General features: G+C 75.6%; 18 protein-coding genes. 11 read left to right on the top strand and 7 right to left on the bottom strand.

Annotated elements, in window-relative coordinates; all coding sequences use genetic code 11:
- The first annotated feature begins 89 nt into the window (after window positions 1-89).
- Window positions 90-635, top strand: a complete 546-nt coding sequence (locus tag ACFP6A_RS07635; RefSeq protein ID WP_379602863.1) for a hypothetical protein — start codon at window positions 90-92, stop codon at window positions 633-635.
- 38 nt (window positions 636-673) lie between these two features.
- Here ACFP6A_RS07635 and ACFP6A_RS07630 read toward each other — a convergent pair whose 3' ends face one another.
- On the bottom strand, window positions 674-907 hold the full coding sequence (locus tag ACFP6A_RS07630) for a helix-turn-helix domain-containing protein (RefSeq protein ID WP_379602861.1): 234 nt from the start codon (window positions 905-907) through the stop codon (window positions 674-676).
- Window positions 908-1,091: 184 nt separating this feature from the next.
- Between ACFP6A_RS07630 and ACFP6A_RS07625 the strand changes: the two genes are divergently transcribed.
- The 6 genes from ACFP6A_RS07625 (at window position 1,092) to pruA (ending at window position 7,554) form a co-directional block, all read left to right on the top strand.
- Window positions 1,092-1,742 carry a hypothetical protein gene (locus ACFP6A_RS07625; RefSeq protein WP_379602859.1) on the top strand — a complete coding sequence of 217 codons (651 nt, stop codon included), beginning with the start codon at window positions 1,092-1,094 and terminating at the stop codon, window positions 1,740-1,742.
- Window positions 1,739-3,157, top strand: a complete 1,419-nt coding sequence (locus ACFP6A_RS07620; protein ID WP_379602857.1) for a CpaE family protein — start codon at window positions 1,739-1,741, stop codon at window positions 3,155-3,157. The genes ACFP6A_RS07625 and ACFP6A_RS07620 overlap by 4 nt, the downstream gene beginning before the upstream one ends.
- On the top strand, window positions 3,154-3,807 hold the full coding sequence (locus tag ACFP6A_RS07615) for an HAD family hydrolase (protein ID WP_379602855.1): 654 nt from the start codon (window positions 3,154-3,156) through the stop codon (window positions 3,805-3,807). Before ACFP6A_RS07620 ends, ACFP6A_RS07615 begins: the two co-directional genes overlap by 4 nt.
- Before the next feature lie 57 nt (window positions 3,808-3,864).
- Window positions 3,865-5,325, top strand: a complete 1,461-nt coding sequence (locus ACFP6A_RS07610) for a wax ester/triacylglycerol synthase family O-acyltransferase (protein ID WP_379602853.1) — start codon at window positions 3,865-3,867, stop codon at window positions 5,323-5,325.
- Window positions 5,325-5,840: a DUF6912 family protein gene (locus tag ACFP6A_RS07605; RefSeq protein ID WP_379602851.1), complete on the top strand. Its 516-nt coding sequence runs from the start codon at window positions 5,325-5,327 to the stop codon at window positions 5,838-5,840. The genes ACFP6A_RS07610 and ACFP6A_RS07605 overlap by 1 nt, the downstream gene beginning before the upstream one ends.
- A gap of 85 nt (window positions 5,841-5,925) precedes the next feature.
- On the top strand, window positions 5,926-7,554 hold the full coding sequence (gene pruA, locus ACFP6A_RS07600) for an L-glutamate gamma-semialdehyde dehydrogenase (protein WP_379602917.1): 1,629 nt from the start codon (window positions 5,926-5,928) through the stop codon (window positions 7,552-7,554).
- 12 nt (window positions 7,555-7,566) lie between these two features.
- Here pruA and ACFP6A_RS07595 read toward each other — a convergent pair whose 3' ends face one another.
- A complete protein-coding gene (locus ACFP6A_RS07595; RefSeq protein WP_379602849.1) occupies window positions 7,567-8,067 on the bottom strand; it encodes a DUF2505 domain-containing protein in 501 nt (166 codons plus the stop codon).
- A 39-nt stretch (window positions 8,068-8,106) separates the two neighbouring features.
- Between ACFP6A_RS07595 and ACFP6A_RS07590 the strand changes: the two genes are divergently transcribed.
- From ACFP6A_RS07590 to ACFP6A_RS07580, 3 genes are all read left to right on the top strand, one after another.
- Entirely contained in the window at window positions 8,107-8,937 is an 831-nt protein-coding gene (locus ACFP6A_RS07590; protein ID WP_379602847.1) for a tryptophan 2,3-dioxygenase, read from the top strand.
- Window positions 8,938-9,018: 81 nt separating this feature from the next.
- A complete protein-coding gene (locus ACFP6A_RS07585; protein ID WP_379602845.1) occupies window positions 9,019-13,953 on the top strand; it encodes an NAD-glutamate dehydrogenase in 4,935 nt (1,644 codons plus the stop codon).
- Between the two features lie 13 nt (window positions 13,954-13,966).
- Window positions 13,967-15,439: a sensor histidine kinase gene (locus tag ACFP6A_RS07580; protein WP_379602916.1), complete on the top strand. Its 1,473-nt coding sequence runs from the start codon at window positions 13,967-13,969 to the stop codon at window positions 15,437-15,439.
- Between the two features lie 88 nt (window positions 15,440-15,527).
- On the opposite strand, the gene ACFP6A_RS07575 is transcribed toward ACFP6A_RS07580, so the two are convergent.
- Window positions 15,528-15,776, bottom strand: coding sequence for a WhiB family transcriptional regulator (locus ACFP6A_RS07575; protein ID WP_379602843.1), 249 nt, complete (start codon window positions 15,774-15,776; stop codon window positions 15,528-15,530).
- Between the two features lie 346 nt (window positions 15,777-16,122).
- Between ACFP6A_RS07575 and ACFP6A_RS07570 the strand changes: the two genes are divergently transcribed.
- Window positions 16,123-16,533 carry a hypothetical protein gene (locus ACFP6A_RS07570; RefSeq protein ID WP_379602841.1) on the top strand — a complete coding sequence of 137 codons (411 nt, stop codon included), beginning with the start codon at window positions 16,123-16,125 and terminating at the stop codon, window positions 16,531-16,533.
- Window positions 16,534-16,569: 36 nt separating this feature from the next.
- On the opposite strand, the gene ACFP6A_RS07565 is transcribed toward ACFP6A_RS07570, so the two are convergent.
- The 4 genes from ACFP6A_RS07565 to ACFP6A_RS07550 form a co-directional block, all read right to left on the bottom strand.
- Window positions 16,570-17,379, bottom strand: a complete 810-nt coding sequence (locus ACFP6A_RS07565) for a SigB/SigF/SigG family RNA polymerase sigma factor (RefSeq protein ID WP_379602840.1) — start codon at window positions 17,377-17,379, stop codon at window positions 16,570-16,572.
- A 39-nt stretch (window positions 17,380-17,418) separates the two neighbouring features.
- Window positions 17,419-17,859 (bottom strand): anti-sigma regulatory factor, encoded by a 441-nt coding sequence (locus tag ACFP6A_RS07560; protein WP_379602839.1) that lies wholly within the window; start codon window positions 17,857-17,859, stop codon window positions 17,419-17,421.
- A gap of 64 nt (window positions 17,860-17,923) precedes the next feature.
- Window positions 17,924-18,460 (bottom strand): GNAT family N-acetyltransferase, encoded by a 537-nt coding sequence (locus ACFP6A_RS07555; protein ID WP_379602838.1) that lies wholly within the window; start codon window positions 18,458-18,460, stop codon window positions 17,924-17,926.
- A 16-nt stretch (window positions 18,461-18,476) separates the two neighbouring features.
- Window positions 18,477-22,868 carry an FtsK/SpoIIIE domain-containing protein gene (locus ACFP6A_RS07550; protein WP_379602835.1) on the bottom strand — a complete coding sequence of 1,464 codons (4,392 nt, stop codon included), beginning with the start codon at window positions 22,866-22,868 and terminating at the stop codon, window positions 18,477-18,479.
- Window positions 22,869-22,968: the final 100 nt, after the last annotated feature.

Below are 22,968 nucleotides of genomic sequence, written 5' to 3'. Positions count from 1 at the left end.
ACGAAGAGGGGGAAGAGGGGGCAGGGGGGGAGGGGGGGGTGTGGGTGGGGAGGAGCGGGGGCGGGGCGGTTGCGCCTACGGTGGCCGCCGTGCGCTGGGAGTCCCTGTTCGACGACCTCGAGGCCCAGATGGCCGCCGCCGAGGCGGCCGAGCACGCGGCGGAGGTCGCCGACCGGGTCCGCGCGGAGCTGGCCCGCACCTCGCTCGCGGACCGGTTGCGGGCGGTCGTCGGGCAGCCGGTCCGGGTGAGCGTGGCCGACCACGGGCCGCTGACCGGGGTGTGCCTCGACGTCGCCCCGGAGTGGTTCGTGCTGCGCACGGACGCCGGCCAGGCGCTGGTGCCCACCGCGGCGGTCGGCTGGGTGGACGGCCTGACCCGGGAGGTGGCCCCGCCGGCCGGGCAGGTGCTGCGCCGGCTCGGCCTGGCCTCGGCGCTGCGCGCGCTGGCGCGGGACCGCACCGGGCTGCGGGTGGTCACCTCGGCCGGCACGGTGACCGGGACCCTGGACCGGGTCGGCGCGGACCACGTCGACGTCGCGGAGCACCCGGCGGGCGAGCCGCGGCGGGCGGTCGCCGTCCGCGGCGTGCTCAGCGTCCCGTTCGCCGCGCTGCGGGTCGTCCACGGGGCCCGGTAGGTCGCGGCGGCCGGTGGGCCGCGGCGGCCGGGGCCACCTCAGTCGGCGGGCTCGTCCTCGTCGGCGCCCCGCGCCACCATGGCGGCCGTCTCGGCGTACTTGCGCTCGATGTACTCCTCGAGCCGGCTGACCTCCACCCGCCACTGGCCACGGCCACCGACCTTGATCGCCGGGAGCTCGCCGCTGCGCACGAGGGCGTACGCCTGGTTGGCCGAGACGTTGAGGATCTCCGCCACCTCGCTCAGCGGCAGGAACCTCGGGGGCACGCTCATCCCCTCCTCGATCAGCCGCGGACCCGTCGTGGAGAGTCTGGCACGGCGCCGCGCCGGCGCGACCAGGCCCGTCGACGACCTGTGGACGACGGCTTCCGCCGTCGGTCTCCGCCGGGCAGGATGAGGCCGCAACGGGGGCGCCGGCGGCGGCGTCGTCCCGCCGACCGTGACCGGGGAGCGTGTCGTGACCGAACTGCCCAGCCCGCAGGCGCGCCGCCTGCGACCACCCTCCTGGCGCGACCCGCGCCTGCTCGTCGGCGTCCTGCTCGTCCTCGGGTCGGTCGTCCTGGGCAGCCGGGTCGTCGCCGCGGCCGACGACACGGTCGCGGTGTGGGCGGCCGTCGGGCCGCTCGTCGCCGGTGACCCGGTGACGCCGGAGCGGCTGACCGCGGTCGACGTCCGGCTGGGGGAGGCGAGCAGCGCCTACCTGCCCGCCGCGGACCCGCCACCCGACGGCGCCGTGCTGCTGCGCCCCGTGGGGGACGGCGAGCTCCTGCCCCGGGCCGCCCTCGGCAGCGCCGACGCGATCCAGCGGCGAGCCGTGGGCATCCCCGTGGCCGGTGCCCTGCCCGACGGGGTGGTCAAGGGCGCGCTCGTCGACGTCTGGGTCTCCCCGCCGGACCCGGAGCGTGCCGGGGAGTTCGGCGAACCCGAGCTGCTGGCCGCCGCAGCCGAGGTCGCCGGGGTGGCCACGGGCGGCAGCGGGTTCGCCGCCAGCGGGTCGACCACCGTCCAGGTGCTGCTCGCCGAGGCTGAGCTGCGCGCAGCGCTGCGGTCGCTGGCCGCCGACGCCGAGATCGCGCTGGTCCTCGTGCCCGGGTCGACGCCGCGATGACGCTCCCGGTCCTCACCGCCGTCACCGGTGCGTGGGAGGCCCCGCTCGTCGGCGGGATCGAGCGCTCCCGCACCGGGCTCGTCGTCGTCCGCCGCTGCGCCGACCTCACCGAGCTGCTCGCCGCCGCAGCCGCCGGCCAGGGCCGTGCCGTGCTGCTGTCCGCGGACCTGCGCCGGCTCGACACCGCCGCGGTCGACCGGCTCGCAGCCGCCCGCGTCGCCGTCGTCGGCCTCGTCGACCCGGACGACGACGGCCGGGCCGCCGACCGGCTGCGGCGCCTGGGGGTCCGGCACGTCACCGCGGCCGACACCCCGCCGGCGGACCTGGCGGCGCTCGTCGAGCAGGCCGTCCAGGCCGTCGAGGAGGCCCCCGCCCCGCGGCACGCCCTGGCCGACCCGGCGACCGCCCTCGAGCGGTCCCGGGAGCGGCGGGCAGGCGGTGCCGCCGCGGACGGTGCCGCCGCCGGCGGTGCACCGGCCGCCGGCTCCGAGGGTGGGCCGGACGCCGGCCCCGGGCACAGCGCCCCGGCCGAGCCGGGCCGGGTCGTCGTCGTGTGGGGCACGCCCGGGGCGCCCGGCCGCACCACCGTGGCGGCCACGCTGGCCGCCGAGCTCGCCGCGCTCGGCGAGGAGACCCTGCTCGTGGACGCCGACACGCACGCGGCGTCCGTGGCCCAGGTGCTCGGCCTGCTCGACGAGTCGCCCGGCCTGGCCGCGGCCTGCCGGGCGGCGTCCACCGGCGGGCTCGACCCGGTCGTGCTGGCCCGGCTCGCCCCCCGGGTCGCGCCCCGGCTGCGGGTGCTCACCGGCATCTCCCGGGCCGCGCGCTGGCCGGAGCTGTCCGCAGGCGCGCTCGAGGAGGTGCTGAGCACCGCCCGGCAGGTGGCCCGGTGGACCGTCGTCGACGTCGCCGCCCCGGTCGAGGCCGACGAGGAGCTGTCCTTCGACACCGCCGCCCCGCGCCGCAACGCCGCCACCCTGACCGCCCTGGAGGTCGCGGACACCGTGCTGGCCCTCGGCGCCGCCGACCCGGTCGGGCTGCAGCGCCTCGTGCGGGCCCTGCAGGACCTCACCGAGGCCGTGCCGTCCGCCTCCCCGCGGGTCGTCGTCACCAAGGTCCGGCCCGGCGCGGTCGGCGGGTCCCCGGGCCGTGCCGTCACCGAGGCCCTGACCCGGTACGCGGGCGTCGACGACGTGCACCTCGTGCCCGACGACCGGCCCGGGTGCGACGCCGCGCTGCTGGCCGGCCGCACGCTCACCGAGCACGTCCCGGGCTCACCGGCGCGGGCCGGTGTCGCCGCGCTCGCTGCCGCCCTGGCCGGGCGCCCCGCCGGAGGGCGCCGGAGCCGGCGCGCCGTCCGGGTACCGGGCCCCGGCGGCTCCCGCCGACACGGGTCGGCCAGACTGGCGGGGTGAGCGACAAGGCCCTGCTCGTCGACTGGGGCGGTGTGCTGACCGTCCCGCTGGACGGCGCGATGGCCGCCTGGGCCCAGGCGGACGGCATCGACTACGAGCACTTCACCGACGTCATGCGGACCTGGCACTCCCTCGCCCAGGCCGAGGCCGGTGGCGGCCCGGGCGCCGCCCCGGTGCACGCCCTGGAGCGCGGCGAGATCGCCGTCGAGGACTTCGAGCGGCTGCTCGCCGAGGAGCTCGCCGCCCGAGGCTCGCACGTGCAGGCGGCCGGGCTGCTCGGGCGGATGCTCGCCGGCCTGGAGCAGCCCGACCCGCTCATGCACGACCTGGTCCGCCGGGCCCGCCGCGCCGGGCTGCGCACCGTGCTGGTGTCCAACTCGTGGGGCAACACCTACGACCGCACCGGCTGGGACGAGCTGTTCGACGCCGTGGTCATCTCCGGCGAGGTCGGGATGCGCAAGCCGGAGCCGCGGATCTTCCACCACGCCGCCGCGCTCGCCGACGTGCCGGTCGAGGCCTGCGTGCTCGTCGACGACCTGCCGTGGAACGTCGAGGGCGCCCGCCGGACCGGGATGGCCGCGGTGCTGCACCGCGGCGACACCGCCGCCACCGCGGCGGAGCTGCACCGGCTCACCGGGATCCCGTTCTGAGCCGGCGGGTCGTTCTGAGCCGCCCGCCCCGGCCGGCCGGCGTGCCAGGATGATCGCGTGCCGGACCGCCTGACCCCGCTGGACCTGTCGTTCCTCTACCTGGAGGAGCCGGCCACGGTCATGCACGTCGGGTCGGTGATGACCTTCGCCGCCCCGGCCGGCGGCATCGACATCGACCGCGTGCTGCGGCACGTCGCCGCCCGGATCGCGTTCGTCCCCCGGTACCGCCAGCGGCTGCGGTCGGTGCCCTGGCGACTGGCCAACCCGGTGTGGGTGGACGACGAGCGGTTCGACGTCAACTACCACGTGCGGCGCTCCGCGCTGCCCCGCCCGGGCACCGACGAGCAGCTGCGCGAGCTCGTGGCCCGGGTGCAGCCCCGACCGCTGGACCGCACCCGGCCGCTGTGGGAGGTGTACGTCGTCGAGGGCCTGGCCGGCGACCGGTTCGCGGTGCTGACCAAGGCGCACCAGGCCCTCGTCGACGGGGTCAACGCCGTCGACCTGGCCCAGGTGCTCCTCGACGACGACCCCGCGGCACCGGAGCCGGTCACGGACACCTGGCGGCCCACGCCCGAGCCGTCGCTGGCCGAGCTCGTCGCCGGCGCGGTGATGGACGTCGTCCGCCGCCCGACCCAGGTGCTGGACGCCGCCCGCGCCGGGCTGGACGACCTGCGCGCCACCGCGGGCAAGGCCGTCGGCGTCCTCGGCGGTGTCCTCGGCGACGCCCTCGGGGGGATGGCCTCCGCCGCGCGGATCGCCGCCCGGCCCGCGCCCGACAGCCCCCTGAACGTCGAGGTCTGCGAGCACCGGCGGTTCGCGATGGTCGCCACCGACCTCGCCGACTACCGCGCCGTCCGGGACTTCCACGCCCGCGGCGGGCGCCGGCGCCGCCCTGCCGCGGGAACCCGGATCACCGTCAACGACGTCGCGCTCGCGACCGTGGCCGGCGGGCTGCGGGCCTGGCTGCTCACCCGCGGCGCCCCGGTCACCCCCACGACGGTGGTGCGCGCGCTCGTCCCGGTGAGCGTCACCGCCGACGAGCCGCCCGAGGCCGGCGGGGTAGGCACCTCCGTGGCCTCGCTCATCGTCGACCTGCCGGTGGGGGAGCCCAACCCCGTGCTGCGCCTGCAGCAGGTCGCCTACCAGATGACCGCGCACGTCGAGTCCGGCCGGGCGGTCGGCGCCCGCCGGATCGCCGACATCGGCGGGTTCGCCCCGCCGACCCTGCACTCGCTCGGCGCACGGGTCGCCAGCGGGCTGTCCCGGCGGCTGTTCAACCTCGTCGTCACCAACGTCCCCGGCCCGCAGCACCCGCTGTACCTGGCCGGCGCGCGGATGCTGGAGACCTACCCGGTCATCCCGCTGGCTCGGGGCCAGGGGCTGGCGATCGGGATCACCTCCTACGACGGTGGCGTCTACCTCGGTCTCAACGGTGACCGGGAGGGGATGCGGGACATCGACGTGCTGGCCCAGTGCCTCACGGACGCCCTGGCCGAGCTGCGGGACACGGTCCGCTGATGCGCGTGTACCTCGCCGCCACCCTGCCGATGCTGCGCCGCGCGCACGCCGCCGGCCGGTACGCGGAGGCCGGCGCCCTCGCCCACGCCGTCACCCCCGCCCTGCGCGAGTGGTACACCGACGGCGACACCGAGGAGCTCGAGTACGCCGCGATGCTGGACGCCGCCGAGGCGTCCCTGCGGCTGCTCGGCGCGGACGACGACGCCCCCCGGCGGCGGGTCGTCGTCGCCGTCGAGATCCCCGACCGGGCGGCCCGGCAGGCCCCGGAGGCGGACGCCGACCCCGCGCACGTGCTGCCGTCCACCGTCGTCCTGGGGACCGCGGTGACCGCCGAGCACGTCGTCGCCGTCCACGTCGACGACGAGGCGGCGGAGGCGGACGTCGCCGCCGCCGTCGCCGCGCTGCCCGCCGCCACGCACGGGGACGAGGACGCCCGCTTCGTCGTCGACGGCGCCGACGGCCACGAGCTGCTGTGGTTCGACGTCTCGGAGATCGGGTCCCTGCTCGCCGGCTGAGCGCGGCGCCCGGGCGGGTGCAGGACCACCCGGCCGGGTGACACGATGGCGGTACTGGCCAACCGACGCCGAGGAGGACACCGCCGTGGACGCCGTGACCCGGGTTCCCGCACCCGTCAACGAGCCGGTCCGGGACTACGCCCCGGGCAGCCCCGAGCGAGAGTCGTTGCAGCGCAGGCTCGAGCAGATGTGGACCGAGCAGGTCGACCTGCCGATGTGGGTCGGCGGCAAGCAGGTGCTCGGCGGCGGGCAGCGGATCGACGTCGTCGCGCCCTTCGACCACCAGCACGTGCTCGGCACCATGCAGGGCGCCACCCACGCCGACGCCGAGAGCGCCGTCGCCGCCGCCAAGGCCGCCGCGCCGGGCTGGCGGGCGATGAGCATCGACGACCGTGCCGCCGTCCTGCTCAAGGCCGCCGAGCTGCTCAGCGGCCCGTGGCGGGACACGCTCAACGCCGCGACGATGCTCGGCCAGGGCAAGACCGTCTACCAGGCCGAGATCGACGCCGCCTGCGAGCTCATCGACTTCTGGCGGTTCAACGTGCACTTCGCCCGGCAGGTCTACGCCGAGCAGCCGGTCGCCAACTCCCGGGGGGTGTGGAACCGCATCGACCACCGCCCGCTGGAGGGCTTCGTCTACGCCATCACCCCGTTCAACTTCACCGCCATCGGCGGCAACCTGCCGACCGCGCCGGCGCTCATGGGCAACACCGTCGTGTGGAAGCCGTCGCCCACCCAGACCCTCGCCGCGTACTACACGATGGCGCTGCTCGAGGCAGCCGGCCTGCCCCCAGGGGTGATCAACCTCGTCACCGGTCACGGCAAGGAGGTCTCCGACGTCCTGCTCGCCGACCGGGACCTCGCCGGCATCCACTTCACCGGGTCCACCCCGACCTTCCAGATGCTGTGGCGCACGGTGGGCCAGAACATCTCCACCTACCGGTCCTACCCGCGCGTCGTCGGGGAGACCGGGGGCAAGGACTTCATCGTCGCCCACCCGAGCGCCGACCCGAAGGTGCTGCTCACCGCGATGGTCCGCGGGGCGTTCGAGTACCAGGGGCAGAAGTGCTCCGCCGCCTCCCGCGCCTACGTGCCCCGCAGCATCTGGCGGACGCTGCGCGACGAGCTCGTCGAGGTCACCGAGTCGCTGACGATGGGCCCCACGACCGACTTCGCCAACTTCATGTCCGCGGTCATCGACGACCGTGCGTTCGCCAAGCACAAGGCGGCGATCGACCGGGCGCACACCCAGGACGGCATCACGGTGCTGGCCGGCGGCAGCTACGACGACGAGGTCGGCTGGTTCGTGCGGCCCACCGTCGTCGAGGGTGACGACCCCACCGACGAGCTGTTCACCACCGAGTACTTCGGGCCGATCCTCGCCGTGCACGTCTACGAGGACGACCGCTACGACGACATGCTCACCCAGATGGAGTCGGTGGCGGACTACGCCCTCACCGGGTCCGTCATCGCCCAGGACCGGACGGCGATCGCCGCGGCCACCGAGCGGCTGCGGTTCGCGGCGGGCAACTTCTACGTCAACGACAAGCCGACCGGCGCCGTCGTCGGCCAGCAGCCGTTCGGCGGGGCGCGGGCGTCGGGGACGAACGACAAGGCCGGCGCGGCGCAGAACCTGCTGCGGTGGACCTCGACCCGGTCGATCAAGGAGACGTTCGTACCGCCGACCGACTACCGCTACCCGCACATGGGGTGAGGCCGTAACCGGTCAGCGCTCGCCGGCCAGCCAGGCGGTGCCGACCTCCTGCTCCTTGCGGATCGCGGCGAGGAACGCGGGCTGGGCGGCCTGCTCCAGCCTGCCGCCGACCAGCGGCACGGAGGCCTTCAGCTCCCCGGTCATCACCTCGACGGTGCCCTCCCCGTCGGGGACCAGGCTCAGGGTGCCGGACAGCCGGACCGGCGCGCCGGCGATCTGGACCTCCACGGTCCCGGTCCGGGCGCCGTCGGCGTCCGGCGCCTCCCACGCCTCCACCTGCCGGACGTCGATCGTGGGGCCGACGAACCTGCGGGCCACGTCCGGGACGTCGTCGGTCGGCAGCGTGCGGCGGGTGGTCACCGTGAAGGCCCCGCTGGCGTCGCCGGTGATCTCGATCTCGTGGGAGACCGCGTGCGTGGCGACGAGCTTGCGCTCCTGGAACGCCTCGTCGGCGAGCATCGCCGCGACCTCGTCAGGGCTGGCCGGGTACCGGATCTCGTTGTCGACGCGCACGCTCGGAGGGTATCGGCACGGCGGCTAGGCTGCTCGATCATGACGGCGCCAGACCAGAACCCAGTGCCGGACGACAGCGCGCTCCCCGACGACCGGCACTTCGGCGAGCAGGGCGGCCGGCTCACCTACGGCAGCTACCTGCGCCTGGAGCAGCTGCTCACCGCGCAGGTGCCCGAGTCGGACCCGCCGGCGCACGACGAGCTGCTGTTCATCACCGTGCACCAGGTCTACGAGCTGTGGTTCAACCAGCTGCTGCACGACCTTGTCGCCGTCCGGGGGGCCATGCTCGACGGCCGGCTGTGGTGGGCCCGGCACCTGCTGCACCGCGTCGACGTCATCGAGCGGGTGCTCGTCACCCAGCTCGAGGTGCTCGAGACGATGACCCCGCAGGACTTCCTGGAGTTCCGTGAGCGGCTGGCGCCGGCCAGCGGGTTCCAGTCCGTGCAGTACCGGGAGCTGGAGTTCCTCTCCGGCGCCAAGGACCCCGGCTTCCTGCGCCGGTTCCGCGGGCTGAGCGACGCGGAGCGGGCCCGGCTGGAGAGGCGGCTCGACGAGCCGACCCTGTGGGACGCCTTCGTGCACGTGCTGGCCCAGGCCGGGCTGCCCGCGGCGGACGACGACCAGGTCCGCGGCTCCCTGCTCGCCGTCGCCCGCGACCGGGAGCGGTACGGCGAGGTCTGGGAGCTCGCCGAGGGCCTGCTGGACCACGACGAGCGGGCCGCCCAGTGGCGGGCCCGGCACGTCCAGATGGTCGAGCGGCAGATCGGCACGAAGTCCGGCACCGGCGGGTCCTCCGGCGCCCCCTACCTGCGCAGCCGGCTGCCGCTGCGGTACTACCCGCTGCTGTGGGAGATGCGCGCCCACCTGTGAGACCGCTGCCCGCTAAGGTCGCCAGGAGGCGTGCGACGGTGCACGCCGCGGCCGCGCGCAGACGCTGAGGTGGAACCACGGATGACCACGCCCGGGGACGAGGCCCGCTCCCAGCTCCTCGAGGAGGCGGTCGAGGCGGCGCACCGGCCCGACGTGCCGATCGAGCAGCTGCGCGCCTTCGTGCACCGCTACTTCCGGCACGTCGCCGACGAGGACCTCGTGGCCCGTGAGCCGGTCGACCTCGCCGGCATCGCGCTCAGCCACGTGCAGGCCGCCGCCCACCGAGCCGACGGCACCGCCGCCGTCCGGGTGTTCACCCCGACCGTCGACGAGCACGGCTGGGCCACCGGGCACACGGTCGTCGAGATCGTCACCGACGACATGCCGTTCCTCGTCGACTCGGTGTCCGCCGAGCTGACCCGGCAGAACCGGGCCATCCACCTCGTCATCCACCCGACGTTCGTCGTCCGGCGCACCGTCACCGGTGACCTCCTCGACGTCCTGGACGCCTCGCCGTCCGCGGTGCCGACCGGCCGGCGGCACCCCGACTGGCCGGACGACGCCCGGGTCGAGTCGTGGATCCACGTGGAGATCGACCGGGAGACTCACCCCGACCAGCTCGAGCAGCTCAGCGCGGCCCTGGAGTCGGTGCTCAGCGACGTGCGGGCGGCGGTGGAGGACTGGCCGAAGATGCGCCAGACCGCGCTCGACCTCGCCGACGAGCTCGAGCACCAGGTGCCGGAGGACCTCGCCGCCGAGGGCGCCGAGGCTGCCCGGCTGCTGCGCTGGCTCGTCGACGAGAACTTCACCTTCCTCGGCTACCGCGAGTACCGGCTGGGCACCGACGACGAGGGCGAGGACGTGCTGACCGCCGTCCCCGGCACCGGTCGCGGCATCCTGCGCTACGACCAGCGGCACGCCAGCGACAGCTTCGGCCGGCTGCCGGCGAGGGCCCGCGCCAAGGCCCGGGAGCGGCACGTCCTCGTGCTGACGAAGGCCAACTCGCGGGCCACCGTGCACCGGCCCAGCTATCTCGACTACGTCGGGGTGAAGTCGTTCGGACCGGACGGCAGCGTCGCCGGGGAGCGGCGGTTCCTCGGCCTGTTCACCTCGCAGGCCTACGTCGAGAGCGTCCGGCGGGTGCCGGTCATCGACGCCAAGCTGGAGGCCGTCCTGCAGCGGGCCGGTTTCGCCCCGGACTCCCACTCCGGCAAGGACGTCCTGACGATCCTGGAGACGTACCCCCGCGACGAGCTGTTCCAGATCAGCGTCGACGACCTGTACGACACCGTGATGGCGGTGCTGCAGCTGCAGGAGCGGCGACGGACCCGGTTGTTCCTGCGCCGGGACGCCTACGGCCGGTTCATGTCCGCGATGGTGTTCCTGCCCCGCGACCGGTACACCACCGAGGTCCGGCTGCGGATGGAGCAGATCCTGCGCGAGGCCTTCGACGCGGTCACCGTCGACTACACCACCCGGGTCAGCGAGTCCGTGCTCGCCCGGCTGCACTACGTGCTGCGGGTCCGGCCGGGGCAGGAGATCCCGGACGTCGACGTGGCCGCCCTGGAGCGCCAGCTCGTCGAGGCCACCCGCACCTGGGAGGAGGACCTCGCCGACGCGCTGCGCGCCGAGGTCGGCGAGGAGGAGGCGGCCCGGCTGACCCGCACCTGGGGCGGGGCGTTCCCGGAGGCGTACAAGGAGGACTTCTCCGCCCGGGTCGCGGTCAGCGACATCCGCCGGATCGAGCGGCTCGAGCGTCTCGGCGAGCAGACCGACGCCCGCGGGGAGCCGGCCGCGGCCGGCACCGTGGCGACGAACCTCTACGAGCCGGTCGGTGCCGCGCCGACCGAGCGGCGCTTCAAGCTCTTCCGCTGGGAGCCGCTGTCGCTGACCACCGTGCTGCCGTTCTTCCGCAACCTCGGCGTGGAGGTCGTCGACGAGCGGCCCTACGAGCTCGAGCGCAGCGACGGCCGGCTCGCCTACGTCTACGACTTCGGCCTGCGCTTCCCCTCCCGGGTCGCCCCGGACGCCGCCCGGGAGATGTTCACCGACGCGTTCGCCGCCGCCTGGGACGGGCGCACCGAGTCCGACGGGCTGGACGCCCTCGTGCTGCTGGGCGGGCTGACCTGGCGGCAGGTCGTCGTCCTGCGCGCCTACGCGAAGTACCTGCGGCAGACCGGGTCGACGTTCAGCCAGGACTACGTCGAGCAGTGCCTGCTCGCCAACGTGCCGATCACCCGGTCCCTCGTGCGACTGTTCGAGGCGCGGTTCCAGCCGCGCGAGCCGGAGATCCCCCCGCCGGCACGCGAGGAGACCCAGGCCGCGCTGGTGGAGGAGATCCAGGGCGCCCTGGACGACGTGGCCAGCCTCGACCACGACCGGATCCTGCGCTCCTTCCTCGGCGCGATCACCGCCACGATGCGGACCAGCTTCTACCAGGTCGAGGACGACGGGCAGCCCAAGCAGCACGTGGCGTTCAAGCTCGACCCCAGGAAGGTGCCGGACCTGCCCGAGCCCCGGCCGGCGCACGAGGTGTGGGTCTACGCCCCGCACGTCGAGGGCGTGCACCTGCGCTTCGGCGCGGTCGCCCGCGGCGGGCTGCGCTGGAGCGACCGGCGCGAGGACTTTCGCACCGAGGTCCTCGGACTGGTCAAGGCGCAGATGGTGAAGAACGCCGTCATCGTCCCGACCGGCGCCAAGGGCGGCTTCGTCGGCAAGCAGCTGCCCGACCCGGCCGAGGACCGCGACGCGTGGCTGGCCGAGGGAGTGCGCTGCTACACCACGTTCATCCGCGGCCTGCTCGACGTCACCGACAACCTCGTCATCGACCCGGACAAGGGCCGCCAGGTCGTCCCCCCGCCGCGGGTGGTGCGCCACGACGAGGACGACACGTACCTCGTCGTGGCCGCCGACAAGGGCACCGCCTCGTTCTCCGACATCGCGAACTCGGTGTCGCAGGCCTACGGCTTCTGGCTGGGCGACGCGTTCGCCTCCGGCGGCTCGGTCGGCTACGACCACAAGGCGATGGGCATCACCGCCCGCGGGGCGTGGGAGTCGGTCAAGCGGCACTTCCGCGAGATGGGCACCGACATCCAGAGCGAGGACTTCACCGTCGTCGGCATCGGGGACATGAGCGGGGACGTGTTCGGCAACGGGATGCTGCTGTCCGAGCACATCCGGCTCGTCGCCGCCTTCGACCACCGGCACGTGTTCCTCGACCCCGACCCGGACCCCGCGACGTCCTACGCCGAGCGGCGCCGGCTGTTCGACCGGCCCCGCTCGTCGTGGGCCGACTACGACCGCTCCCTCATCAGCAAGGGCGGCGGGGTGTACCCGCGCACGGCGAAGTCGATCCCGGTCAGCCCGCAGGTGCGCGCCGCCCTCGGTCTCGGTGACGACGTCCGGGCCCTGACGCCGAACGCCATGCTCAAGGCGGTCCTCACCGCCCCCGTCGACCTGCTGTGGAACGGCGGGATCGGCACCTACGTCAAGGCGTCGACCGAGACCCACGCGGACGTCGGGGACAAGGCCAACGACGCCATCCGGGTGGACGGCACGGACCTGCGGGCCAAGGTCGTCGGCGAGGGCGGCAACCTCGGGCTCACCCAGCGCGGCCGGATCGAGGCGGCGCTGTCCGGGGTGCGGATCAACACCGACGCCATCGACAACTCCGCCGGGGTCGACACCTCCGACCACGAGGTCAACATCAAGATCCTGCTCGACGCGATCGTCGCCGCCGGGGACCTCACCGGCAAGCAGCGCAACCAGCTGCTGCTGGAGATGACCGACGAGGTCGCCGCGCTCGTCCTGCGGGACAACTACGAGCAGAACGTGCTGCTCGGCAACGCCCGCCGCCAGGCGCGCGAGATGCTCCCGGTGCACCAGCGGTTCATCAAGTCGCTGGAGGCCAGCGGCGACCTCGACCGCTCGCTGGAGTTCCTGCCCAGCGACGCCGAGATCGCCGAGCGCATCGAGCAGCGGATCGGGTTGACCTCACCGGAGTTCAGCGTCCTCGTCGCCTACGCCAAGATCACTCTGGGGAAGGCGCTGCTGGCCACCGACCTGCCCGACGACCCCTGGTTCCAGCGGGTGCTGCGCGACTACTTCCCCCGGCGGCTCGTCGAGCGGTACGACGACCGGCTCGCCTCTCACCCGCTGCGCCGGGAGATCGTCACCACCGGGCTGGTCAACGAGATCGTCAACCGGGGTGGCATCACGTTCGCGTTCCGGGCGATGGAGGAGACCGGGGCGGCGGCCGACCACGTCGTGCGGGCCTACGCGGTCGGCCGGGAGATCTTCGGTCTGCGCGAGTACGTCCAGGCGGTGGAGGCGCTCGACGCCAAGGTGGCGACCGACGTCCAGACGACGCTGTACCTGCAGTTCCGCCGCCTGCTGGACCGCTCGACCCGCTGGTTCCTGCAGAACCTGCGGGAGAGCTTCGACGTGGCCGCCGAGATCGAGCGGTTCGGTGCCGTCGTGGGGCGCTGGCGCGGGCGGATGGGTGAGCTGCTGTGCGGCGGGGAGTGCGAGCGGTTCACCGAGCAGGTCCAGCGGATGGTCTCCCTCGGCGTGCCGCAGGAGCTCGCCGTCCGGCACGCCGGCCTGCTCGACGAGTTCGCGCTGCTCGACGTCGCGGAGACCGCGACGACGGAGGACACCGACCCCGACGAGGTGGCCCGGGTGTACTTCACCCTCTCCGAGCGGTACGGCGCCGACGTCATGCTGCGCCGGATCGCCGAGCTCGACCGGCAGAACCGCTGGGAGGCGCTCGCCCGCGGCGCGCTGCGCGACGACCTCTACGCCGCGCTCGAGGCGCTCACCCGCGCCGTGCTGGCCCAGACCGACGGCGGTGACCCGCTCGAACGGGTCCAGGCGTGGGAGGCGGGCAACGCCGGCCAGCTGGCCCGGGTGCGCCAGACGATCGACGACGTGCAGCGGCTCGACCGCAGCGACCTGGCGTCCCTGTCGGTCGCGCTGCGGCTGCTGCGCGGGGTGATCCGCTCCGGGTCGAGCTGACCTCGTGGCGACGCTGACCGAGCTCGTCCGCCGGCACACCGGGCTGGGCGCCGTCGACGAGGAGTGGCTGCACCTGCTGGTCGGCGACTGGCAGCTGCTGTCGGACCTGTCGTTCGCCGACCTCGTGCTGTGGGTGCCGCGCCGCGACGGCGGGTTCGTCGCCGTCGCCCATTGCCGCCCGTCCACCGGGCCGACCGTGCACTACGACGACGTCGTCGGCCAGGTCGTCGCCCCCGGCGCCCGCCGGCAGCTCGACGCCGCGTACGCCGACGGCCGCTCGCAGCGGGCCCGGGAGCCGCAGTGGCGCGGCGACGCCCCGGTGCGGGAGGAGGCCGTCCCGGTGGTCCGCGACGGCGCCGTCGTCGCCGTCCTGGGCCGTTACACCAACCTGGCGACCGCCCGGACGCCGAGCCGGCTCGAGCTCACCTACCTCCAGCTCGCCGACGCGCTGACCGCGATGGTCGCCGCCGGCGGCTACCCGGTCACCGGGGCGCCGACCGGGCTGCGTCGCGGCGCGCCCCGGGCCGGGGACGGGCTGATCCGTCTCGACGTCCACGGGACGGTGCGCTACGCCAGCCCGAACGCGGTCTCCGACCTGCACCGGCTGGGCTTCGTCGGCAACCTCGTCGGGCAGTCCCTCGCGGAGGTGGTGACCGGTCTCGTCGAGGCGCCGGACCCGGTGGACGAGGGGCTGCCGCTCGTGCTGACCGGCCGGGCCCCGTGGCGCACCGACGTCGAGGCCCGCGGGGTCGCGCTGTCCCTGCGTGCCGTGCCGCTCACCGACGGCCCGCCCCCGTCGGCCGGGGGCCGGCGGACCGGGGCGATCGTGCTGTGCCGCGACGTCAGCGAGCTGCGCCGCCGGGAGCGCGAGCTGCTCACCAAGGACGCGACCATCCGGGAGATCCACCACCGGGTGAAGAACAACCTGCAGACGGTCTCGGCGCTGCTGCGGCTGCAGGCGCGCCGACTGCCGGCGGGGGAGGGCCGCGCCGCGCTCGAGGAGGCCGTCCGGCGGGTGGCGACGATCGCCCTGGTCCACGAGACGCTCGCCCAGGGCTTCCAGGAGACGGTCGACCTCGATGACGTCGTCGACCGCGCGGTGCGGCTGGCGTGCGAGGTCGCCGGTACCGCGCCGGTCACGGCCAGGCGGACCGGGCGGTTCGGGGTGGTCCGTGCCGAGGACGCCACCCCGCTGGCGCTCGTCATCACCGAGCTCGTGACCAACGCCGTCGAGCACGGGCTGGCGGGGCGAGCCGGTGAGGTCGAGGTCGACGCGCACCGGGACGGCCAGTGGCTGACGGTCCGGGTCCGGGACGACGGGGTCGGTGTCGCCGGCCTGCAGCCGGGGGCGGCGGTGCCGCCCGCCGCGGGGCTGGGGACCCAGATCGTCCAGGCGCTCGTGCAGTCCGACCTGCGGGGGCGGATCACCTGGGCGGCGCGGGAGGGCGGCGGCACCGAGGTGACCGTGGAGGCCCGGCTGCGGTGAGCGGGCCGGGTGCGGACGTGCGACGAGGCAGGGCGCCCGGTGCTCGGGCGCCCCGCCTCGTCGGGGGTCGGCGGGGGAGGTGCGGCGGTCAGCCGGCGCGGCGGGCCCGGGCGTTGCGGCGCTTGAGCGCACGCCGCTCGTCCTCGGACATACCGCCCCAGACGCCGGCGTCCTGGCCGTTCTCGAGCGCCCACTTCAGGCAGCTCTCCACGACCTCACACCGCCGGCAGACCGCCTTGGCCTCCTCGATCTGCAGGAGCGCCGGGCCGGTGTTCCCGATCGGGAAGAACAGCTCCGGGTCCTCGTCGAGGCAGGCAGCGCGGTGGCGCCAGTCCATCAGTTCTCAGTCTCCTTCTCCGCTTGTGAACCATTTCACGAGTGCTCACCCACAAAAAGGCGCGCCATCGTCCAGGCGCGCCCCGCGTGACGTACCACCCTCGCAAGGTCCGGACGGTTACACAAGGGGTCGTGCCCAACATCACCCAGGTGTCGTCCTGAGTGCTTGCTCACAGACGGCCCGAGACGTCGGCTGTCGCGTAACGCCACACTGACGTGCACGCCGACTCTAGGGCCGAACCCGGCGCCCCGCCAGACCATCCGCCGGGCAGGGTCCCGGGCGTGTCACCTGTGGCAACGACGGGTCGGCGCGCCGTGTTCCGCCGGAGCCTGGCAGCCTGGGGCGGATGAGCCAGCCCCCCGCCCCGGTGCGCCGCCCGCCGCTGCAGGTCGCGGTCGTGGCCCTCGTCGCCCTCGAGGCCGGGATGCTGCTGGGCGTGGCGGTCTTCTACGTCGTGGGGATCGCGCGCGGTGCGGCGAGCGACGTCGTGGTCGCCGCGTTCACCGCCGCCCTCGCCGTGGTGGTCGGCGGTGCGCTCGGGGTGTTCGCCCGGGGACTGTGGGCGGGGCGCCGGTGGTCGCGCGCTCCGGTGGTGACGTGGAATCTGCTCGTCGGGTTCTCGGTGCTCAGCAGCGGGGGCTGGCGGACGCCGGTCGGCGTGGGTGTGCTCGTCGTCGCCGTCGTCGTCCTCGTCGCGGTGCTGTCGCCGACGGTGACCCGGGCGACGTCGTCCGCGGCCGACCCGCCGGTCACCTGACGGGGCGGTCGCCCGGGGCTCCCCGGTCGGGGGGGCTCACCCCTGGTCCGCGCCCGGGTCGGTGAGGCCTTCGCGGAGCTGGGCGAGCGTGCGGCTCAGCAGCCGCGAGACGTGCATCTGGGAGATGCCGACCTCGGCGGCGATCTGGGACTGGGACATCCCGCGGACGAACCGCAGCGCGAGGATGCGGCGCTCGCGGGCGGGCAGCTCCTCGAGCAGCGGGCGCAGCGCCTCCCGGTTCTCCACGGTCTCCAGGGCGGTGTCGTCCTCGGCGAGCCAGGACTGCGGGCCGTCGTCGGCGTCCGTCTCCAGCGGGACGGTGGAGTAGGCGCCCGCGGACTCCAGGGCCTCGAGCACCTGCTCGGGGTCGACGCCGACGCGCTGCGCGAGCTCGTCGACCGTGGGGGAGCGCCCGAGCTCCTGGGCGAGCACGGCCCGGGACTCGGTGAGCGTGCGGGACAGCTCCTGGAGCCGCCGCGGGACCCGGACCGCCCAGCCGCGGTCCCGGAAGTGCCGGCGGATCTCCCCGAGGACGGTGGGGACCGCGAAGGACGCGAACGCGTGGCCTCGCTCGGGCTCGAACCGGTCGACGGCCTTGAGCAGGCCGATCGTGCCGACCTGGACGAGGTCGTCCAGCGGCTCACCGCGGTCGGCGTACCGGCGGGCCAGGTGGTGCACGAGCGGCAGGTGCGCCTCGACGACCCGGTCGCGCAGCGCCCGGCGTTCGGGGTCGTGCTCGGCCATCGCACACAGCCGGGCCAGGTCGGCGACCACCGCCGGGTCCTGCCCGTTGACGGGGCGTCCCCCGGTGTCGGTGTCGCGTGGCTGCGGCACCTCAGCGGTCACGAGCGGGCCTCCCTCACGCTCGTCCGTCACGCTCGTCCGTCACCCTCGTCGGACCCGACGGTGCCGCAGCGTGATGGAGCTGGAGCCGTTCCCGGACTCGGTGTCGATCTCGCCGGCCAGCGCCTCGAGCACCGCCCAGGCGAAGCTCGAGCGCTCTGGCAGGGTGGTGGCCGGGCCGGTCACCCGGACCTGCAGGACGTCGTCGCCGAGGTCGAACGCGGCCCGCAGCGGCGCTCGGGTCTGCGGACCGGCGCCGGCACCGGGGTCGTCGGCGGGGTCCCCGCCGACGCCGAGCAGCAGCGCGCACGCCTCGTCGACGGCGATGCGCAGGTCCTCGATCTCGTCGAGGGTGAGGTCCATCCGGGCGGCCAGCCCTGCGGTCGCCGTCCGCAGCACGGCGAGGTAGGCCGGGTCGGCCGGCACCTCCAGCTCGACCCGGTCGGTGCTCACGGGGGTGTCCCTCGACGTCACGGGGACCATGGTGACCGGTTCCGCCGGGGACGGCGACCGCGGATCCGGCGGCCGGTGCTCAGGCGGCCGGTGCTCAGGCGGGCGCGGCGCCGAGCGACTGCAGCGCCTCGCCCTCCAGCCGCCAGGTGGTCCACTCCTGCAGCGGCGCGGCGCCCAGCGACCGGTAGAAGCCGTGGGCGGGGCTGTTCCAGTCCAGCACCGTCCACTCCAGCCGGGTCCAGCCGCGGGTCGTGCACTCGGCGGCCAGCGCCTGCAGGAGGGCGCGGCCGAGGCCCCGCCCGCGGTGCTGCGGGCGGACGTAGAGGTCCTCGAGCCAGATGCCGTGCCTGCCCCGCCAGGTGGAGTAGCTGACGAACCACAGCGCCGTGCCCACGACTGCGGGCTCCACGACGTCGCTGTCCACGACGTGGGGGCCGCCGCCGGCCACCTCGACGACGTGGCAGTGCACCCGAGGGTCCGGCCCGAACAACGCGTCGGCGAGGTCCTGCGCCGTCGCCTCCACGGCGTCCGGCTCCCTCTCGTAGGCGGCGAGCTCGCGGACCAGGGCGTCGACGGCGGGGACGTCGTCCGGGCGGGCGGGGCGGACGCGCCAGGCGGGGGTCGTGGTCACGGGGCCAGCATGCCGGTCACCTGCTGCGGTGGACGACGCCGGGCAGGTCGGCGACCTGAACCGGCTGCGCGTCCCCGTGCTGGACGAGCCAGCCGCGACCGGGGCGGGCGCTGACGGCGCGCGGCACCCGGACGCCGAGCGCGTCGCCGTCGGCGTAGCCGGTCGGGCACAGCAGCAGCCCGGTGCGGCTGCGGCGCAGCTCCGGGACGGTGCCGCGGAACCGGCCGGCGAGGTCACCGGGGTCACCGGCGACGACCACGCCGCCGCCGGCGGCGAGGTGCCGGGCGAGCGGGTCGTCGGCTCCGGTGGTGTCGAGGTCGCGGGCCTCGTCGACCAGCACGGTGACCTCGGGGCCGAGCTCGGCCAGCAGCGTGCGCAGGCGCTCGACGTCCCCGGGGGAGACGACGGCGTCCGCAGGGACGGTCGTCGCCGCCGGAGAGTTCGGTGAGGCCAGGACGACGACGCGGCGGCTCGGGCGGTCCAGCTGCCGGGCCAGGACCGCCAGGGCCGTCGAGCGGCCGGACCCGGGCGGTCCGGCGACCAGGAGCCGGCGGCACTGCGCGCGGGACAGGCCGACGACGCGGGCGTCGTCCCCGCCGATGCCGACCGGCACCTCGACGCCCGGTGCGGCGTCCAGGTCGGTCACGGCGACCTCGTCCGGCAGCGCCCGCAGCCGGAACGGGGGCTGCGGGTTCGTGCCGGCTGCCGGGTCTGCGTCGACGGCGGGGTCGCGCTCGACCTGCGGGTCGGGCCAGCCCGCGGCCGCGAGGACCTGCACCTCCAGGCTCCGGTCGCCGGTGAGCCACAGCCCGCGCCCCGGGGGCATCCTCGACGGCAGGGCGGAGGGGTCGGCGCCGGCCAGGACGGCGTCCGCCGGGTCACTCGTCCGCAGCAGCAGCCGCGCCGTGAACGCCCCGGCCGCGCGGCCCGTGGTGAGCGCCCGCTCCCCGGTCACGACGCTGCTGACGGCGACGGCCGGTCCCTCCCGGACGACGTGCAGCAGGTCGTCCACGACGTCGGCCCGGTCGGCGGCCTCCAGCTCGCGGACCAGGACGTCCCAGCCGTCGATGAGGAGCACGAGCGGGCTCGCCGGCGCGGGGTCCTGGCGCCGGCGGCGCACCTCCGCCAGCAGGGAGGTCGCCAGGCGTCCCAGCAGGTCGGGGTCGTCCCGGCGCAACAAGGCCGCCGTGTGCGGCAGCGACCGCAGCGGCTGCAGAGCGGCGTCCGGCCCTGCGACGACGTAGAGGTGCACGGTGCCGTGCGGCCGGCCGGCAGCCGCCTGTGCGGCCGCCAGGACGGTGCCCGTGCGGCCCGACCGGGGCGCCCCGATGACGGCGAGCGCCGTCCCGGGCCGGAGCGGCAGGGTCACCGGCGGACGGCTCCCCATCTGCGGGGAGTCGCCGAGCCCGAGCACCAGCGCGGGCACGTCGTGCTCGGGTGCCAGGTGGCTGCCGGCTGCGGCTGGGTCGTACGCCGCGACTGGGTCGTACGCCGCGACTGGGTCGTACGCCGCGACTGGGTCGTACGCCGTGGCCATGTCCTCGGGGGTGAGCACCTCCGGCAGCGGCGGCAGCCACAGGCCGCTCGGCGCCCGCCGACCGGAGCGGGCCGCAGCCTCGGACACGGCGGCGACGATGCGAGCCAGGTCGCTCGGTCCCTGCGGGGAGACGGACGCGTGGGAGGCCTGGCCGGGCCGGTCGTGCTGGACGGCGCGGCCGGCGTCCAGCAGCCGGACCTGCGGTCGGTCGTCGGCGCCCTCCGTCCGGCCGCCCACGTGCGCGCTCTGGAACGGCACCAGCGAGCCGGCACCCGTCCGCAGCACCCCGCGGCCGGGTCGGCGCGGGTCGATCGCCGCGGCGTCCGGTGCCTCGACGACGTCCACGGAGTCGCTGCGGTCCCTGACCCGCAGCGCGATCCGCAGGTTGACGTTCGCCGCGATGTCCGGGGTGACCACCCCGGCCGGTCGTTGGGTGGCCAGGACGAGGTGCAGCCCGAGGGAGCGCCCGACGGCGGCCAGCCGGACGAGCCCGGCGACGAAGTCCGGCAGCTCGTCGGCCAGCACCCGGAACTCGTCGACGACGATCATCAGGCGCGGCAACGGGTCGCGGTCCGGCAGGTCGCGGTAGCCGTCGAGGTCACGGGCACCGGCCTCGCGGAGCAGCCGCTCACGACGACGGACCTCCGCGCCGAGCGCGACCAGGGCACGGCGCGTCAGGTGCTCGTCCAGGTCGGTGACCAGGCCGACGGTGTGCGGCAGGTCGGCGCACTCGGCGAACGCCGACCCGCCCTTGTAGTCGATGAGCAGAAAGGTGAGCTCGTCCGGTGGGACCGTGGCCGCCAGGGACGCCAGCAGGGTCCGCAACAGCTCCGACTTGCCGGCACCGGTCGTGCCGCCGACGAGGGCGTGCGGTCCGTCGACTCGCAGGTCCGGGGCCAGCGGCCCGTCCGTCCCCGCGCCGATCAGCGGCTGCAGCGCGCCGCTGCTGCGTGACCACACCGCGGCGACGGCCTCGGCGTCCAGCGGGTCGGTCCCGGTGTGCCGCAACAGGTCCACGAGACTGACGGAGTCGGGCAGCGCCGGGCCGTCCTGGCCGGTGCCGTCCCGCAGCGGCGCCAGCGAGCGGGCCACGGCGTGCGCCCAGCCGGCGCTCACGACGTCCGCGACGACGTGCCCGCCGTCGGCTGTGTCGATGGGGTCGTCGGGGTCGTGAGGGTCGGCTGTGTCGATGACGTCCGGTCGGTCGGTGGCCAGCCGGACCCGCAGACGGCCGCGGCTAGTTGCCACCGCCTCCACCGTCGCGGTGCACTCGATCGGCAGGCCGGCGGGGTCGGTGTCCCGGCAGACGACGAGGACGCCGACCGCCGGACCGTCTCGCAGCAGGTCGGTGACACCGGGCACCTGGGCCAGCGCCTGGTACCCGTCCAGGACGACGACGTGCCGGCGTCCGGACCACGTCGCCGGGCCGGACCCGGAAGGGGCCTGCCGGCGGCCGGCCACCTCCGCGCGCAGCTCCTCGACGACGGCTCCGGCGTCTCGCGCTCCGTCGAGGTGCTCGCGGACCGCTGCCGGCACGTGCGGCAGCCACCGGGCCCACGCCCAGGCCCTGCCCGCTGCACGGTCGGGGCAGACGATCCACAGCGACGTGTCCCGCGGGCTCTGGAGGACGGCCAGACCCAGGACGGCGAACCGCAGCACCCCGGCCAGGTCCGGGGTGCCGCCGGCCATCCCGACCACGCCGAGGTCGGCCAGCGGCACCGCGACCGGGACGTCCGGACAGCTCAGCAGGCTCTCGTCGTCCGGACTCTTCAGGTCGTCCGGGCCCTTCAGCCGGACCCGGGAGCGAGCCCGGCCGGTGCCGACCCGCAGCAGCAGGTCGTCGGCGTCCCCCGGACGGCGCTCCCACAGCCGGACCGACGGCGTCCCGGCCGCGACGGCGAGCGTCGGTGCGTCCGGGGCCAGCAGCCGCCGGCGGCGGCTCTCCGCGGCGACCGCCTCCTGGGCCCGTCGGCGGACGTCCGCGAGCTCGCGCTCGTACCGCTCCAGCGCGGCCCGGTGGGTCCGGCGGGCACCACGCCGGTCCGACACCACGGACCCGAGCACCAGCACCGGGGAGGTCAGGCCGAGCAGCAGCGCGAACGGCGACCACAGCAGGGCCATCGGGATGCTCACCGCCAGGGGGAGGAGCGCCGTCAGCCACGGCACCGGGCGGTGCTCCGGTGGCGCGGGCTCCGCCGGCACCGTCAGCGCGACGTCCTCGAGGGCGGGGACGACCCGCGGTGCCCGGCCCACCTCCACCGTCCCCTCGCCGGTCGGGTGGCACACCGCGACCCGGTACTCCGGTGCCCGGACCACCAGCGTGGTCGACCCCAGCCGCAGGCGGGCCCCGGGGCGGACCCGGGCACTGGCGTCACCCACGGTGACCCCGTCCACGGCGGTGCCGTTCGCGGAGCCGACGTCGCGGGCGAGCACGCCCTGGGGTGACACCTCCAGGACGAGGTGCTGACGGGAGACGTCGGGGTCGGTGAGACGCAGGTCCGCGTCCGCCGCGCGGCCCACCCGGTGGGTGCCGGGGCGCAGCAGGTGGACGAGGCCGGCGTCCGGGCCCTCGACGACGTGCAGCTCACCGAGTCCTCGCCGGTCCCGGCGCAGTCCCCAGGCCGTGGCCGGGTCGTCGTCCGGGGCGGTGCCGGTGACCAGCAGTGCGCCCTCGGTCAGCGGGGGCGCTCCGAGCACGTCGTCGTCCGCGACCGGCCGGCCTGCCACCCACACCGGTCCCGGCGGCGTCCCGGTGGCGGCGAGCAGGTCGGCCCGGACGGCGCCGAACGGCGTGCCCGGACGCGCCCGGACGACGACGTCGACGTCCGGGCGGCCGCCCTGCCGCCGGGTCAGCGTCCAGCGCAGCTCCACCAGGCGAAGGGTGGCAGCGACGCGGGTCCCTCCGCGCCCGCCCTGTGGACAACCCCCCCGACGCCCCCCTCCTCGTGATCATGCAATCCCGCCACCCTCT

The organism is Quadrisphaera sp. GCM10027208, from assembly GCF_042658805.1.
Taxonomy (GTDB): Bacteria; Actinomycetota; Actinomycetes; order Actinomycetales; family SCSIO-59966; genus SCSIO-59966.
The sequence above is the reverse complement of the archived record's forward strand: the minus strand, read 5'-3'. Positions and strand labels throughout refer to the sequence as shown.